Source organism: Clostridium muellerianum (assembly GCF_012926525.1).
In the GTDB taxonomy this organism is placed as follows: domain Bacteria; phylum Bacillota; class Clostridia; order Clostridiales; family Clostridiaceae; genus Clostridium_AM; species Clostridium_AM muellerianum.
Genome location: NZ_JABBNI010000065.1, coordinates 235342 through 250848, shown reverse-complemented (window position 1 = coordinate 250848; position 15507 = coordinate 235342). Strand labels below are relative to the sequence as shown.

Genomic DNA, 15507 nt, shown 5'->3' with positions numbered 1-15507 from the left:
GTCTAAAATTGAATAAGTTCATACGATTTTTTAATATTTCACTTTTTATTTTTTAATAAAGTTATACATTATTTTATCTCCTTATCTTAAATTTTTAGCAATTATTGTCCATATCCTCTCCTTTTTTTGAACAAATGTGGTCTAACGTCTTTTTTACTTTTTATTCTTTTTTCTAAACAAATTTAAAACTCCCACTATAATCTCATTTTTTATGGACTAAAGTGGGAGCGTATTACTATACTTCATCATGTTTTCACCTACCTTTTTAATTTAATTTTTCTTCTAATTTTCTTACTTGTTTTTCTATTTTATTACATTTAATATACATATTTACTGAAAATATAATAAAGAATACCGCTACTAATGTTATTAAATAATCCATACTTTTCACCTACCTTTACTTAGATTTTTTAGTTTTAATTTCCTGGGCCATTTCTTCAACTTGTTCAATATTTTTTTCATTTTTTTTTCTTGCTGCAATTGTATAAACTGCTTTTATATATTTTTGTTCCCATTCATCTGTATATTTTGTTTTTCTATTTTCTACCATTGATATATAATTTTTTGATATACCATCCATTTCTTTGCCTAATTCTGTTTGACTAATTGAATGAAGCAATCTCAAAAATTTTAGTTTTTCTGGACTTAACATTAATATCATTCCTTTCTTTTAAACTTTTTTTAGATTAACTTTTGACATTAAAAAATAGGAGAGATGGAAATTCCACCCCTCCTAAAAATTAAATTAGGCTATCGTCTTTCTTAAAACAACTACACCAGCATCATTAATTAATTTCGTAGCATATATGTAGTCTCCTACTATATCACTACAGTGAAGTTTTTCTTCTCTTTCTTCTGCTATATCAATTGCCCTCTTTTCCATAAAAGCAAGTGCATCTTTCTTTATAATTAAAGAAATACATTCACTTGTTTTAGTATCAAATGTGCCATGATCACTCATGAACACTGGTATACCTCGAAAATAGCCTATACAACCATTTCTAACAATTCCATTACCTTGCATTGTATCTGTTCTAGTTGTTACAAATTCAGCCATATTATAAAAAGAAGATGCTACTAATGAGTTAACTACTATACCACTCATTTCTTCAGTATCCTGTTCATCTCCAAATAGTAACAGGCCACTATTGATTTCATTTGCAGTTATAGCCTTTGCACCTGCTACGGCAGACTTTAATGGAGAAGTTAATGCTTCTGTTATTAAATCTGTATCTAATTTTCTTGCGAAAACTATTGCTTGTTGCTTACTTGCTTCATCAATAGAATTTCCTAACGCTGTCATATCGTCAATGTCGAACACTCTAACAATTTTATCTACCATCTTGATTTTTGCTTGACTAGAATCTTGATCTAAACTATCTATAGCAGATTGAGTTCCTTTAACAACTTCTGTACAATCTCCTATTGTCTTCCACTTTGGGAATGTAACTGTATCACCGACATTAGTGTTTTTTAAATCTCCTAGTGCAGTTGCTAAATTAGCGATTTTTACCTTTCCTAAAAATTTTTCTCTTACCATTCCAGCATAAATTTGTGGTACTATTAAATTTGCCATAAAAAATTCCTCCTCGAATTTAAATATTTTTTTTATTTTTATGTATTAAAAAAGGACTCTGCATTTTTACAGAATCCTTAATTACTTAGATAATTTGTTATATAATTCTTCATTGCTTTGAAACAAGTTCATCCTTTCCATATAGGACATTTTTGTGAATTGTTCTTTAGTTATTACATCCTTAGTTATTTTATGATTATTAGGTTTATAAGAGTTATCAAGTTTTCCATTATTAAATATTTCTTTTAAACTATTAATTTCAGTTTCCACATCTTCAACACCTGATAAATATTTTGCTAGTTGTGAAGGTAAACCCTGTTCCTGTAGTTTATTAGTTACATTTAATAATTTTTCTTTTGCTTGTACCTCTTTTTCTTTATCTTCTAAAGCCTTAATCCTTTTTTCCATTTCAACCTCTTCAGGAGATTTTGTTTTTGGAGTCAATTCTTCTATTTGATTTTTTAATTCCTTTATTTGCTTGGAATATTCTGTCCTAACTTTATCTGTTTCACTTTGTAATTTTTTAAGCCATTCCTCCTGTGTCATACCTTCTTCTTTTGTTTTAAGAGTATAATCAGCATCGTCATTTTTGACTTCGGTATTTACGTCTTTCACCTCTGTAGTTTCTTGATTTTCTTTGTTTAAATTTTCCATTGTTACATTCCACCTTTCTAAGTTTTTTATAGCAATCCCTTTAGCCACCGACAACTTGTCGGTTACTAAGTTTCCATTATAAAACCCTTAATAAATTTAATATTTTTATATATGTAAATAAGACGCTCATAGAAGCGTTTATTTTACGCAAATGATTAATTGTATTACTAATGTGTTTCTCTTTAAAATTTGACACTTTTAGTGACCATTTTAAGCCATTCCTATAACGCATTATTTTCAAATAAGTAGTTATATATCTTGTCTAAAGTTTTTTGACTTAATGCCCTATCTCTTATAATGAAATGAGACATTGTACTTTTATGAATATCAATCTTTTTGCAAATATAAGTATATTTGACTCCTGTAGTATCCACATAATTTTTTAATCTTTCTCTTAAATCTCCTTCATACATTTCTCTCCCCTTATAATTTTACATTTAATTACACCAACAAAAGTTGCTTTAAAAAAAGAGTGACTACAAGAGCCACTCTAAAGAAGAAAATCATGAAATTAAACAAAAATTTCCATATATATTAACGATGTAATTAATATCAAAATAAAAAGGCATTGCAAATTAGCAATACCTTATACGTTTATACAATTTTGGAGGTGACAGGAGTTGAACCTGCTACAAAACGTATAAAACTTCCACATAATGTTAAGATATAAAACTAATACATATTACTACTACATAATATGCTAACAGATTTACAATCGGTTATATAATAACCTAAATCAATTACCCATTTTTGAGTAACTCATTTTGATTATTACTATTCATTATACCGAAAATATCAATAAACCTGTAAATGTACTTATATCAACGATTGTGGAGATTAATTAAATCGGAACATTATTATCTTTTTCTATTTTTCACTTGTTCTTACTCATACTGATAAATAAGTTTTAAATGCTAACAAATTTTATTACTCAGTATTTTCTTTCATATTATTTTGCTATTCATAAAAAGGAAAATAACAACCAATTCCTTATAAACCTTGATATATCAATGTTCATGGGGATTTTCTATTTGCGAGAATTTTTACGTTTTTTATTATATTTTTTGTTTTCTGTATTACATAATATGAACGTGTAGTTGAGTTTTAAAAAGTGCCTCTAAGTTAGTAATATCAACGAGTTTAGGATTTTTTCTGTTTTATCATTTAATCATAAAAGTTTATATTTTTTTATTATTTTTTTATACTTTCTGTTTATCACTCTCCATAGTTCCTAAGATAGTAAAGCCTGCTATTCATTGATACTACTACATTTAAGCCATGTTCAAAAAATAAATAATGAAAATTTCAAGATGTTTTTGCATATCTCCATATACAAGGGAGATAGACACCTCTTTAAACCAGTAGTATCAAGGCTTCTCAAAATTTTAGTCATGGAAAAAGCAAAATTTGATTTTTTATATAAGTACGCTCTCCTATTAAACCATAATCGTAAAATCGCTATAGTCATTGGTATGACTACGATTGATGGACTTTATTTATGTAAGAATCGCCCCATAAGTCGTATTATCAATCAAATAGGTATTCTATTCCTATTGTAGCATTTTATATAAACTAGCATAACATTAGTCATACCAACGGTTTACATTGTGTTTAAAAAATAAGTTTTGTATTGTTTTTCTATTACATTATAGGAATAATACTTTTTTATAAAAAATACACTCTAAAACTAGTTATATCAATTGATGTAGCGATTCCAACCCAACTAATCATTTATCATTTTTCTATTTTATTTCTATCCATAGGCGGTAGAACTTTTTAAAATGCCAATACACCTAAAATCATTGATATACATAGGTTAGCATTATATGATAATTTTATAAAAATGCTTAATTCGTGACTTTTTATTGGATCTTATATTATTCCTCTCATATAAGGAAAACTATGATTTTTTAGGCTATGTATTCTAAACCTAGTGTTTTCAACGGTTTGCAGTCTTTAAAAAAATATTATAAAATCGGACAATTATCTTTTTCTTACTCTTTACTCATACTGATAAATAAACTCTATTTGTCCACACTAATATATGAGTTTCAAAATAAATATCACCTATGGACATCCAGTCCATACCCTGTGGTAAATTTTCCACACCCCGCTCCTATTCCATCTATCTTCGTTTTAAATGCTTTATTTCCACTCTAATGATAAAAATTGTACTACTCACGCCCTAACTTTAAAATATAGCCACTTTTTTGACCATAGAATCAGTGTTTGAGGGTTATTAAAACTATACTATTTTTTTATTTACTACTTGACTTTTGATTTAAACTAAGTATGCTTTTTAGATTGTGGAGGATATAGTTTCCCCTAGAAAAAGGGGAAAAATATGCTTTTTGAGTTGTTGCGTTAATCACACGCTTAGTTCATACTGCTATTGTATTATGCTTCATCCTATTAAAAACTGCCCTAATAGTCAACATAATCCCGTACCTTATGTACCAGTTTACCTTCCTACTTAATTTATTTATCGGTCAAGTACACCCGATTGAGGGGCAATCAATATAATAGCAGAAATAATACTTGTCCCAGTGGATTTTATGCATCAGCCCCACTAAACTTATACAAAATTTATAGTGCTTGTATGCTTAAACACTAACCTCTATCCTTAAAAAAGGGTATAGGAAACAAACCTTGATAATTCCTAATTTTTTTGATAAAATTTATATGTGTTAGGTATAAATTTTTGTTAAATTAGGTTTTAACAAGAATTATTAATCAATATTCAGTTTTACAAGCCATCTATTACAGTAGGTGGCTTTATTCTTTTTTGAATGTTATTCTCTTACACTATAGAGATTGGCACGATTTTATAAAAATACCTTGCAACGCTAGTATCACCAACCTCTGTAGAGGTTTTAGGTTTAGTGGTTATTTTCTATTTTTTATGATTATTATGTCTCCTTACTCATACTGATAAATAACTTCACTTTAGCCAGTATTTTTACTACAAAAATGCTTACAAACCTAGGTATATCAACAGTTATATCAATTTTCTATTTTATGACGATTTAGATTTTATTTTTATATTTAGATGTTTCTTCCCTAATAGGAATTGAGTAAAAGTACTTCAAAGTGTTGATATAAGTGGCTTTAAGCAACATATACTAAAAACCTTATTTTTTAATAAAACCTTGTATCGTGGTTATATCAATGGTTGCAGCGATTTCCTATTACTTCACGTTTTTATTTTCATACCACTCACAGGAGGGAGAATTCCCTCCACCTAACGTGTAACCCTCTTAACGCTCTTATGTGTACTATACAGATAAGAACAAGCCACGTATTCATATAGTATCTATTCCCTCCAATCCAACATTTGCTTAATAGATAAACTTTCCCATCCTATATACTTTCTTAATGGATTTACACTATCTAATAATGTTTTTAATTCACCGTAACTAGGACACTCTGAAAATTTTTTATATTTCTTAGAAGTCCATTCTTTATAAAAATCATTAAAAGAATCCTCAATATATACATCAAAATTATCAATTAAGTGATCCATTACTTATTCCCCCTCTTTTTAAAATAACTTTCTTTCTTATCACTTTTAGGTGCTATCTCATCAATTACACTTGCTAAATCGGTTGTTCTAGCATTATAGTACCTATTCAATTCCTTCATTGTGCTATGCCCTGTAATACGCTGCAAAATCAAAGGACTAACGTTCTGATTGACTGCATTAGTGATAAATGTATGACGAAATAGATGTAATGAAGTTTTCTCTATTCCTCTTGTATTGCAATATTTTTTTATGCATTTTTGTAAAGAAGACATTGCTAATTGAGTATTATAAACACTACAAAATAGATAATCTTCTCCTTCCCCGCTCCTAAGTTGCAAATATTCTTCCAATACTTCGCCAAAGGAATGTGATATTGGTAAAATCCTTGCTTTTTTATTCTTAGTTTTGTTTACATTAATTGTTCTATTGCATAAATCAACATTCTTTATCAATAACTCTCTTAATTCCCTCGCTCTTATTCCTGTAGATGCAAATGTCCATATAATAGCCCATGTTCTCAATTCAACGAAATCACGCTCTTTAGGTTTTTCTAGTAGATCATGTAATTCTTCACCTGTGTAAATTTCTTTTATTACTTCTTGTTCTTTTACTTCTGGAATTAAAAATTCTTCTAAAATATAGCCTTTCTTCATACAAAACTTAACAATTGGACTTATGTTTCTTAGATAACTATTAATTGTTATACCGTTTGTAATTCCTTTCTTCTCTTTGATATAAAGAATGTAATCCTCTAAGGTACTCTCTGTTATTTCATCACAATAAATGTCTCCTCCTAGAAACTCCATAAAGTATTTATTGTGATAATGATAACTTCTAATTGTTTGTTCGGCTCTACCCTTAATTTTTAATTGTTGAACAAATTGTTTATAAACTTCACTATACTTTTTTCTTTCCTTACTAAGTTTTTTTCCAAATTGTCGACTCCCTACGACTTCTCCACGCTTCACTTCTAAAACACCCTCTTTTTAAGCACAAAAAACATAAAAAAGTGCTTACGATATTCCATTAATTTAAGAAATATCATAAACACTTTTTTTATATATATTTTTATTTCTATTTTGTTAAACCGTTGATATATCTGTCTTCAATCCTATTCCCACTCTGTTCTAGTATGTTTTCCAGTTGCTCCAATCGTTGATTTTACTGCGTTTCATTTCCGTAATTTCATATATTTTATTCGATTTTCTATGACTTCAATGGATTTTAGTACGCTTTTAGTACGCTTCTATTTGGATTTGGCTGTTCATAAGTACCCTTAACCTTTGACCTACTCGCATAGTGCACAAGTCGCCAATCGCCAGTATGACCATCATATCAACATACGTGGAATGTGTGGTAGGACTACACCGAAAGGATTTATAGAAATCCTGTGTTTTCAACACTTTGTAGACCGTATAGTTTTTGAGCAAGTAGGTAAAAATGAAAAGAATAAGTTCATAAAGAAATGGGTGGCAGTTTCCGTAGTTGTTGAACTAGGGTATGGGAACACGTTATTTTAATATGTAACAAGACACTCAGAATGTTTTATCTGAGTGTCTTTAGTTGATATGAAAGAGCATTTAAGGGATTACTTGATAGATACTTCAACTAAGGGTTATTAGAGTTTCTACCTATATATATGTCTTCAGTACAAGGCTATTATCCAAATTTATAGTGCCTGCTGTAAATTTAAGTACAATTATAATTAAAAATAAGTTATCATGATACTAAACAATTTAGTTTATCATGGAGGTATTATTTTTATGAGAGTTACAGAATTAAACCAAGACCAATTAGCAGAGTTGAAGTCCAACTATTATTATGGTGACGGTGATGAAGACGACCACGTAGACGAATATGATTGTCCTAATGACATACCAGACGCAATTATCTTTAAGCACTATGCAGACATTGACTTTGTTCCTGATGACTTTGGTTGCTCCGAGGGCGAGGATGACTAAGTAGCTAGAATACCACAGGAGGTTTTACTCGCCCCCTGTGGTATTCTTGTCTTAATCATACATTAACATAAGTATACTTTTTGTGGCCTGTGGGTCACGAAAAGTGTCTAGATAATCAACAAATCCATCTATAACTTGTTTTACTCTATCATCAACACTCTTGACACCGTCATAACAATATGTTTCGTAGTATGTTAATACTGGTATTGACAGTGGTGTGTGGTCTTCGCTTATAGTTTCTGTAAACCACCTCCATTTTATTGGTAAGTCACCTAAAATGTCTACTGGATAGCTATGCCGTAGCTCTATATGTATACTTATAATATATTTATATTCTGAGCCGACCACTGGTTGTGTAAAATGAGCCACACTGAGTGGTTCTACACCTAGCTCAAAGAGCTTGTCAGCTAGTGTCCGACATTGTCTTGTTACAGGTACTAAGCTTAATATATCGCATTTATGGCGATTGCGGTAATCATACTTCCTGCATTTTAAGCAGTACAAGTCCATAAGTCACACCTCGCTTTCATATTGTCTATCAATCAGTAAAGGAGGAGCACCTTTACTATCTAGGTTTATGATTGTTAGCACCTCAGGTAACTGACTTATACACTAGTCACAGAGGGATAGCACGGTAGGTTTTATCGGTAGACCAACTGGTTGTACTGCGTACACAAAGGTTGTTTCTTGCTTACAACAGCTACATCCACTATCCGTAGCTTGATTTACTTTATTATAGAAGTCTTCTAAAATCCCATGCTTTTTACGATTTTTTGAGAGCCATTTTTAATGTGCCGTCAGGACAATAGCCCAGAAATTTAATAATAATATTATTATCTATAAAAAATTCCTCCTTGTAGTTTTTATTTGGGTTTACTAAAATGTGTATCCATGATTACTCTCGACCCATTCAGCGTGAGCTTGCGCGGTTTCTTGCACCGTCCGCAGTATATTACATTCTGTGTACTTCGTACAATCCTCACACTTTCTAGCTTTACTGCACTTGTAGACGCTAATTACACCAGCATTTATGCGTTCAAAGTTATCAATGCTTTGCTGAAACTTTGTAAAATCTTTCATAGCACCTCGTAACCTAATTTGTACAACTTGAACTTCAAATGACTCTATGACTGTGGTACACAACCACGCAGAAGCCCCTCTCTCAATTACATACATAACTTATACCTCCTTAAGCTTATAAATATCAATATATTTGTAGATAACAGCACACAGGCGAGACGGCTCTGTGACTGGTTAGCTTATAACTGTCGCAGACTAGGTGCCTGTTGGTACAAGTCGGTAGTTTATATTTAATATTAATGCAATACGCACGTGATACAAATGCTGTACAACTACTTTATATACATGCAAAGTGTGATACTGCAACACAGCATCATCGTCAAGGTGCTGTACAAATTCATTATAAATTTTAACACCTGTAATAGCACCATTATTTAGGTGAATTGTAGAGCACGATAATCGCACCTGTAAATGCTTATTGTTCCACGCTTCAAGTGCTGTTTCGTAACACCATTTAAGTTCTCCTATTTCTACACAGTACATACACTATACCTCCCCTGATTTAGTATAAGGTTTAGGGCTACCTTTTAAACTTCACAGTAGGCCACCAAGGTTGCATATGGCAAGCCAGCCGTCCTCAACAGCCTCGTCTACCCAATCATCTAATTCTATTAGTTTCTGTTTTAGTACAGCCTTTGCCTCAGCATTATCAAGGTACTGAGCCTCATACCGTAGTACACAATAGGTGAGTAAAGGAGATAGGAGATGCTCTATCGGGATGTGACTTAAATATTCTATAATATGTGCTTCAGGGAAAACATACTCATATCCTTCTGGTAGTCTACGCAATACCTCAACTTGATATGGTTTTGCTAGGCCGATACTAATATTTACTGTATGCACAGCATAGCTATTATAGCTGTACACCTCAGCTGTGGCATAACTTACGCTTAGACCTGCCTTATGAAGTTTAACAGCTGTACCTTTAGCTGCAGCTTCAATGTATTTTAGGTGTGATTTACACCTTGGGCAGGTGTTGTTCTTATAGGAATTAGGACGTTGTAAGCCACAGGTAAGGCAAAGCATCATAAGGTAGCACCTCGATTTCCATAATCTTTTACTCTACGATACCACGACGAAGCAGATATCCCTAGCTTTTTGTACGCCTCTACAGCTGTTATTTTACCGGCTTTCCAGTCTGTATATACACTTTTAAATTTACCAGCATCTATTGCAATGGGTTTTCTTCCTTTATATACACCACGTTTTTTAGCCTCAGCTATACCTTCTAAGGCTCTCTGACGAGTAGTCTGCCTCTCCAGCTCTGAAAGGGCGGCGAACACGGTCATCATAAAGACTCCTTGCGGTGTGGAGGTATCAATAGACTCTTTTCTACTTATATAAGTAACACCTTTCTGGTTGAGTTTATCCATGATGCTTAGAAAATCACGGGTACTACGAGCAATTCTCGATATACTTTCCGAAACAACAACATCGCCCTCACGCACGAAGTCAAGCATAGACTGTAATTGCGGGCGATTTGACGCATCTTTACCTGACATTTTATCGGTGTAAATCTTATCTACTTGTAGCTCAGCCATAAGAGTGTCCTGTCTGGCTGTGTTCTGGGTTTCTCCACAGGATACACGTACATAACCAACCTTCATAACTAACGCCTCCTTAAAATTAGTGCCTGCAATATAAATCCCTACTCTCACATACTATCATAAGAGTTAAACTATGCCAATAGGGTATTTGCGTATTATGATACATATCATAATTAAATATACTACCCTATTGATACGGTTTTAGTCTCTATCATATGGGTATAGCCTATCGACACACCCGAAATACAAACGGCAATTCTAAATCTAAATCACATATCCAAAAGTAGTAGCTCACACTCGGGCTACTGCTAATTTATTAGTTAGCGAAATCAAGTGTACTGGGGAGCCTGTCTAATATTAAGTTTATAAATAAACAACAACAAGGGGTGAAGTTAAATGTTAAACGGAGAGAGATGCCCTACCTGTGGGCGTCGATATCACAAAGCTGACGGCAGACACATCAGTCTAACAGACGAGCAGATAGCAGCCATATTGAAGCACAGTAGGACAGAGCAACCGAAGCGTACTATACGGGATTATTGCAAACTGATGGGTATAAGCGAGCACACATATAGGCTGGTAGCTTATATGCGTTTACAACAGGAAAAAGACATTGAACGTGTTTTCCGAATAGACACAAAGATGTGTAATGAAAACAATTATTAAGAGAAATTTCAAACTCTTTTGCTCCGTATCAGCCATATGGAGGTGATGTAAATGAAAGAATTACAAGTAAAGCAAGAACAGCAAGAATTACAATGTTTACAAGAAGCACAAGATTTGCAAGAAAAGTTATTAAGGCCACAACAAGCAGCAGCCATGCTCTGTATCACCACGGAAACTCTGCGGGAGTGGTATCACAAAGGCGTTCTAACTGTGGTAATCACGTATGGCGGTCATATGCGTATACCAGCAAGTGAGATTTATAGACTGCTCAATCGAAAACCCCACGATAGGCATGCTCTATACAAGGAGCCTTTACCACCTGAAGCCTATGCGGGTTTTGAGGAAGAGCCAAAGCCTAGAATTAGTGATGTTGACTTCTTTGAAAAAATGATAAATATGCGTAAGTTTTTACAGAAACAAGATAAAAGTGAATAGTAACACAGCCCCCAGTAAAAAACACCAAGGGCTGTGTTGCCTTTTATTATCTATTTACTGTTTGTTTTGTTGGCTTAATCAAAGTGTTTAAGGAGAACCAAGAACATTTTTTTGAGAATAAAAGATTTTTCCTTTCCATTAAATTTCTTACAATCTATAATCGGTCAAACAATCTAATAGTGACTGTATTACTGTCTTCTTTATGGCTATCCTTTGAAATATGCAATTCTCTATCTGTTTCAAAAGGTACATAGTCAATTGCATCAAAACATCGATTCTTTGCATTTTCCTCTAATTCTTCAACTGTACATCCAGTCAACACCTTATCAACTTCATTTCCATATGAATATAGTACTGCCCACACGTTATTTTTAAATTCTAAAATACATTCAACAATCTGCTTCAGTAAGAGAGGATTAACAGCTTTCGTATCTTTACTTCTAACTATATAAGCTGATTCTGTAGAGTCCTCTATAAGAATTATCAATCTATAGTGTTTATTTTGACTGTTTGCAATGCTCAAAATGTTTGATTTATATGATTCGAAACTACTAGCATGAGACTTAAGGTTTTTGGTTAAAGCAGCAATCAAGTTTTCAATACTTGGTTTTAAGTCAAAATCCCTATCATTCTTCATTTTATCACGGTTTTCTTTTGACCCTTTTGCAATTCTTGCAGTATCGCTCCCTTTATATTGTCTATATTGTGAAATTTGGAAATGCTCAATTGCATATATATTGTCATTATTAACCAAATACGCATCCGGTTTCTCGAATGATTGATGTTCTTTAATATTATTCAATACCCATTTCAGCTCATTATCACAAGAAAATGTGTCATCTATACACACTTTATAATTATTAAAAATTGAATTTATTTCTTCTTTACTCTCCAAACATATCACCACCATCGTCAAATTTCATACTTTCTTAGTGTAATAATTAAATATCTTTCCCGAATTTAATTATTTTTATATCTTAAAACAGATATCACTCTGTTTTAAGGTGACATAAAATTTATCTTAAAACCCGAGAAAACTTGCTACTGCACGTCCCGCTGACTTAATTCCACTAGCAATCGCACGACCAGCAGATTTCAATCCATTCACAGCAGCCTTTGCTACACTCTTGGCTCCACCTGCAACTTTTTTTCCGGCACTATAAATGACATCTCCAAATTTAGAACCACCAAAATAACCAACCATGCCTCCTAAAAATCCTGTCACAACTGCTAAGGGTGCTCCAATTACAGGCATCCATGCAGTTAATGATGCTCCAAGTGTAGCGCCTTTAGCCATTCCACATAATCCACCAATCATTGATGTTGTAACTCTTCCCATTTGGTCGAGCCCTTTTGTCATAGATAATTCTCCGGATGTGATTTTTGCTAATATCTTTACATTTTCAATTCCTACACAAGCTATATTGGCAATTACACCAGCAGGAGTTGCTTTTGGTATAAATGAAATTATACCCTTTCGAATAGCAACTTGAAGTGTTCCAGCCGAAACAACTTTAATAGAGGTATCTGCTCCTGTTTTAATTGCAATTTCAACCATTTCATCAGCATCAATTTTTTCACCATTGAATATCTTATTAGCAATATTAAGTCCTGTTGTTACTGCTGCAGCTTGTAATGCCATTGCACCCACATTTTTTCCGATAGACATTGCCAAATCTTTAGTTTGATAATGACTATAATCCATACTTGGCATAATTCCATCTTCTTGTGCAGCTAACTGAAGTTCTTTCATGTCATCCTTCGTGAACTTCTTTCCTTTTGCCCCCCAAGCATCAATATGGTCTGATATTGTTTTCGAAGAACCTTTTGCTTTAAAATGAGCTTGCACTTCCTCTAATTGTTCTGAAGGAACAATTATTTGTTGATTGTTATAATTGCCACGCTCAATTAAATCTATTGTTGCCTTTGCATCGTTACCAAATTTAAGTTGATAATTTTGATATTTTCCAGTATCAAGATTAATAGCTCTTACATCTACAGAATTGCTTGTAAAAACATCCCTTACTTCAACTTTAATATTTTTACCTTGAAGGAAACCACTTAATTCTGTAGTTTTTGCAATCATATTTTCAGCAATATTTCCGTCCAAATTTGGACTCATCTTTATATATCCATCTGTTGAACGTTGCAACGCATATGCCAACTCCATGTTTTTATGATACAAAATATCATCTATTGATTGTAGTACTTGACCATATTCATTTACAGCCATACCTACTGATACTTCTTGCATTTTATCTACAAGCCAACTTTCTTTAGATGTCCCTCGTGCTGCAGCCTCATTTACAGATTGCAAATTGCTATCAAACACTTTTATAGATTCTACAATCTCTTCAGCGTCTTGCTTTGCTTCTTCATCAGTTACTTCTGACAATTCAGTCTTAAATAATTGCTCTAACCATTCTTTATCCGTCACTGATGCATCTTTTTCTTTATAAGCTTTAAGATACTTTTTAAAAATCTCCTTTACAGTTTTAGCCTCTCTTTCAGATATATATTCCGTACTGGTGACTTCTTTTAAATTTTTCTTTTCTTCCATTCTTCCCACCTCACTTAGAAGCATTCTTGAATTTTCTATTTTCATATTCCTTAGACATCTTTTCAAGCGCATCCTTCATAATTTCTGAAAGTGAATGCGTATTATTTATAGCATTAATTACATCTTGCGTTTGTACACATTTCTTATCATCTGCAAATGCTGTCTCCACTGCATCTTTAATAACACCTTCAATCTCAGCTCCACTGAACCCTTTTGTTTTTACAACAAGTTCAGATATTCTTATACTCTTCAAGTCTTGGGGTCTACGTTTATTAATATGTATTTGAAAAATTTTTTCTCTTTCGGATTCACTTGGTAAGCCTACATAAAAGATTTCATCAAAACGACCTTTTCGTAGAAGTTCAGGTGGTAACTTTGTAATGTCATTTGCTGTGGCTACTACAAATGTTGGACTGTCTTTTTCTTGCATCCATGTAAGGAAATTACCAAACAATCGAGTTGTGACTTCTGCTCCGCCACCATCTCCTCCAATTCCAGCAAAGGCTTTCTCCAATTCATCTATCCACAAAACACATGGCGATATTGCCTCAGCAAGAGCAATTGCATTTCTAAGATTACCCTCAGATTCACCTACATACTTTCCCATCAATCTTCCCATATCTAATCGCAGAAGCGGTACTTCAAACAAATTAGCTGCAGCCTTGGCATTTAATGATTTCCCACATCCAGGCACTCCTGCAATCAATACACCTTTTGGCATATCCACACCATACTGTTTTGCCTTATTCATGTTTTTATAAACCTTTGCTTTGCGAATAAACCATCCTTTTAGATTTTCTAGACCACCGATATCGTCTATGGTTTCTTTAAGTGGAATCATTTCCAAAATCCCAGCTTTTTTTATCATCTGCTGCTTTTGGTCAAAAATAAGTCTTAAATCCCGCCTTGTCAATTCCCCATCATCAGCGTATGATAGTGCCAAAAGATTATAAATTTCAAATTCAGTTAACCCTTTAAATGCAACAGCAAATTCATCAACAAGACTATCTTTAACTGCATCAAGACCATTTTCTTGGATAAAGTCTAGAATTATCTGTTTAATTTCATCGCTACTCAGATAATCCATTTCAAGAATGGTAATAAATTTTTCTAACTCTTTAGGAACGACCAATATATTAGAAATAATTACTATTGTAGTATCCACACCTTGGTTAATCATTCTGGCTACACCCTTAATTTTTGAAACAATCTTAGGGTTATCTAAATAGGCATTAACATCCTTAAGTAGAATTATTTTTCTATCCAACATTTCTTGAGGCTTCAACTGGTCAAGCATCATCTCTAGAGTACAGTCCTCTATCATTGGTGTCTTTGTTTCGAAATCTATGTAGCCATTTGTCTCATTCCATTCATAAATTTCTTTTCCACAACTTACCTCTTTAATAATTAAATCAACTTTATCTTCTTCAAATGTATTCAAATATATGATAGGAAATCCAGCATCTATATAACGGGCCAATTTATCTTTTAAACTATAATTCATA

Annotated in this window: 15 protein-coding genes; 2 read left to right on the top strand and 13 right to left on the bottom strand. The window is 32.7% G+C overall.

Translation table 11 applies throughout. The features are described from left to right. Positions 1-397: 397 nt before the first annotated feature. From HBE96_RS23440 to HBE96_RS23415, 6 genes are all read right to left on the bottom strand, one after another. Positions 398-652 (bottom strand): helix-turn-helix domain-containing protein, encoded by a 255-nt coding sequence (locus HBE96_RS23440; protein WP_169300114.1) that lies wholly within the window; start codon positions 650-652, stop codon positions 398-400. Between the two features lie 93 nt (positions 653-745). Continuing rightward, complete coding sequence (locus HBE96_RS23435; protein ID WP_169300113.1) at positions 746-1576, bottom strand: major capsid protein; 831 nt, start codon at positions 1574-1576, stop codon at positions 746-748. 81 nt (positions 1577-1657) lie between these two features. Continuing rightward, the gene (locus HBE96_RS23430; RefSeq protein ID WP_243187045.1) at positions 1658-2230 is read right to left on the bottom strand and encodes a capsid assembly scaffolding protein Gp46 family protein; all 573 of its coding nucleotides are present in this window, start codon (positions 2228-2230) and stop codon (positions 1658-1660) included. A gap of 221 nt (positions 2231-2451) precedes the next feature. Continuing rightward, positions 2452-2643, bottom strand: coding sequence for a hypothetical protein (locus tag HBE96_RS23425; RefSeq protein ID WP_169300112.1), 192 nt, complete (start codon positions 2641-2643; stop codon positions 2452-2454). Between the two features lie 2900 nt (positions 2644-5543). Further along, positions 5544-5753: a hypothetical protein gene (locus HBE96_RS23420; RefSeq protein WP_169300111.1), complete on the bottom strand. Its 210-nt coding sequence runs from the start codon at positions 5751-5753 to the stop codon at positions 5544-5546. Continuing rightward, positions 5753-6721 carry a tyrosine-type recombinase/integrase gene (locus HBE96_RS23415; RefSeq protein ID WP_169300110.1) on the bottom strand — a complete coding sequence of 323 codons (969 nt, stop codon included), beginning with the start codon at positions 6719-6721 and terminating at the stop codon, positions 5753-5755. The genes HBE96_RS23420 and HBE96_RS23415 overlap by 1 nt, the downstream gene beginning before the upstream one ends. 795 nt (positions 6722-7516) lie before the next feature. Between HBE96_RS23415 and HBE96_RS23410 the strand changes: the two genes are divergently transcribed. Then, entirely contained in the window at positions 7517-7714 is a 198-nt protein-coding gene (locus tag HBE96_RS23410; RefSeq protein WP_169300109.1) for a hypothetical protein, read from the top strand. Positions 7715-7765: 51 nt separating this feature from the next. Here the strand turns inward: HBE96_RS23410 and HBE96_RS23405 are convergent, their stop codons facing one another. From HBE96_RS23405 to HBE96_RS23390, 4 genes are all read right to left on the bottom strand, one after another. Beyond that, positions 7766-8062: a hypothetical protein gene (locus tag HBE96_RS23405; RefSeq protein WP_169300108.1), complete on the bottom strand. Its 297-nt coding sequence runs from the start codon at positions 8060-8062 to the stop codon at positions 7766-7768. A 927-nt stretch (positions 8063-8989) separates the two neighbouring features. Continuing rightward, positions 8990-9277: a hypothetical protein gene (locus HBE96_RS23400; protein ID WP_169300107.1), complete on the bottom strand. Its 288-nt coding sequence runs from the start codon at positions 9275-9277 to the stop codon at positions 8990-8992. A gap of 51 nt (positions 9278-9328) precedes the next feature. Then, on the bottom strand, positions 9329-9823 hold the full coding sequence (locus HBE96_RS23395) for a hypothetical protein (RefSeq protein WP_169300106.1): 495 nt from the start codon (positions 9821-9823) through the stop codon (positions 9329-9331). Continuing rightward, positions 9820-10401, bottom strand: coding sequence for a recombinase family protein (locus HBE96_RS23390; RefSeq protein ID WP_169300105.1), 582 nt, complete (start codon positions 10399-10401; stop codon positions 9820-9822). The genes HBE96_RS23395 and HBE96_RS23390 overlap by 4 nt, the downstream gene beginning before the upstream one ends. A 657-nt stretch (positions 10402-11058) precedes the next feature. On the opposite strand from HBE96_RS23390, the gene HBE96_RS23385 reads away from it, so the two are divergent. Then, entirely contained in the window at positions 11059-11442 is a 384-nt protein-coding gene (locus HBE96_RS23385) for a helix-turn-helix domain-containing protein (protein ID WP_169300104.1), read from the top strand. 154 nt (positions 11443-11596) lie between these two features. Here HBE96_RS23385 and HBE96_RS23380 read toward each other — a convergent pair whose 3' ends face one another. The 3 genes from HBE96_RS23380 to HBE96_RS23370 all read right to left on the bottom strand — a co-directional run bounded on the left by HBE96_RS23380 (position 11597) and on the right by HBE96_RS23370 (position 15506). Further along, positions 11597-12358, bottom strand: coding sequence for a hypothetical protein (locus HBE96_RS23380; protein ID WP_169300103.1), 762 nt, complete (start codon positions 12356-12358; stop codon positions 11597-11599). A 105-nt stretch (positions 12359-12463) separates the two neighbouring features. Continuing rightward, a complete protein-coding gene (locus HBE96_RS23375) occupies positions 12464-14047 on the bottom strand; it encodes a hypothetical protein (RefSeq protein ID WP_169300102.1) in 1584 nt (527 codons plus the stop codon). Continuing rightward, positions 14013-15506, bottom strand: a complete 1494-nt coding sequence (locus tag HBE96_RS23370) for an AAA family ATPase (protein ID WP_169300101.1) — start codon at positions 15504-15506, stop codon at positions 14013-14015. Before HBE96_RS23370 ends, HBE96_RS23375 begins: the two co-directional genes overlap by 35 nt. Between the last annotated feature and the right edge of the window lies 1 nt (position 15507).

Excerpts from the sequence above, each read along its gene's own strand:
- HBE96_RS23440 (WP_169300114.1), bottom strand. The coding sequence starts at position 652 with ATGTTAAGTCCAGAAAAACTAAAATTTTTGAGATTGCTTCATTCAATT.
- HBE96_RS23435 (WP_169300113.1), bottom strand. The coding sequence starts at position 1,576 with ATGGCAAATTTAATAGTACCACAAATTTATGCTGGAATGGTAAGAGAA.
- HBE96_RS23430 (WP_243187045.1), bottom strand. The coding sequence starts at position 2,230 with ATGGAAAATTTAAACAAAGAAAATCAAGAAACTACAGAGGTGAAAGAC.
- HBE96_RS23425 (WP_169300112.1), bottom strand. The coding sequence starts at position 2,643 with ATGTATGAAGGAGATTTAAGAGAAAGATTAAAAAATTATGTGGATACT.
- HBE96_RS23420 (WP_169300111.1), bottom strand. The coding sequence starts at position 5,753 with ATGGATCACTTAATTGATAATTTTGATGTATATATTGAGGATTCTTTT.
- HBE96_RS23410 (WP_169300109.1), top strand. The coding sequence starts at position 7,517 with ATGAGAGTTACAGAATTAAACCAAGACCAATTAGCAGAGTTGAAGTCC.
- HBE96_RS23400 (WP_169300107.1), bottom strand. The coding sequence starts at position 9,277 with ATGTACTGTGTAGAAATAGGAGAACTTAAATGGTGTTACGAAACAGCA.
- HBE96_RS23395 (WP_169300106.1), bottom strand. The coding sequence starts at position 9,823 with ATGATGCTTTGCCTTACCTGTGGCTTACAACGTCCTAATTCCTATAAG.
- HBE96_RS23390 (WP_169300105.1), bottom strand. The coding sequence starts at position 10,401 with ATGAAGGTTGGTTATGTACGTGTATCCTGTGGAGAAACCCAGAACACA.
- HBE96_RS23385 (WP_169300104.1), top strand. The coding sequence starts at position 11,059 with ATGAAAGAATTACAAGTAAAGCAAGAACAGCAAGAATTACAATGTTTA.
- HBE96_RS23375 (WP_169300102.1), bottom strand. The coding sequence starts at position 14,047 with ATGAAAATAGAAAATTCAAGAATGCTTCTAAGTGAGGTGGGAAGAATG.
- HBE96_RS23370 (WP_169300101.1), bottom strand. The coding sequence starts at position 15,506 with ATGAATTATAGTTTAAAAGATAAATTGGCCCGTTATATAGATGCTGGA.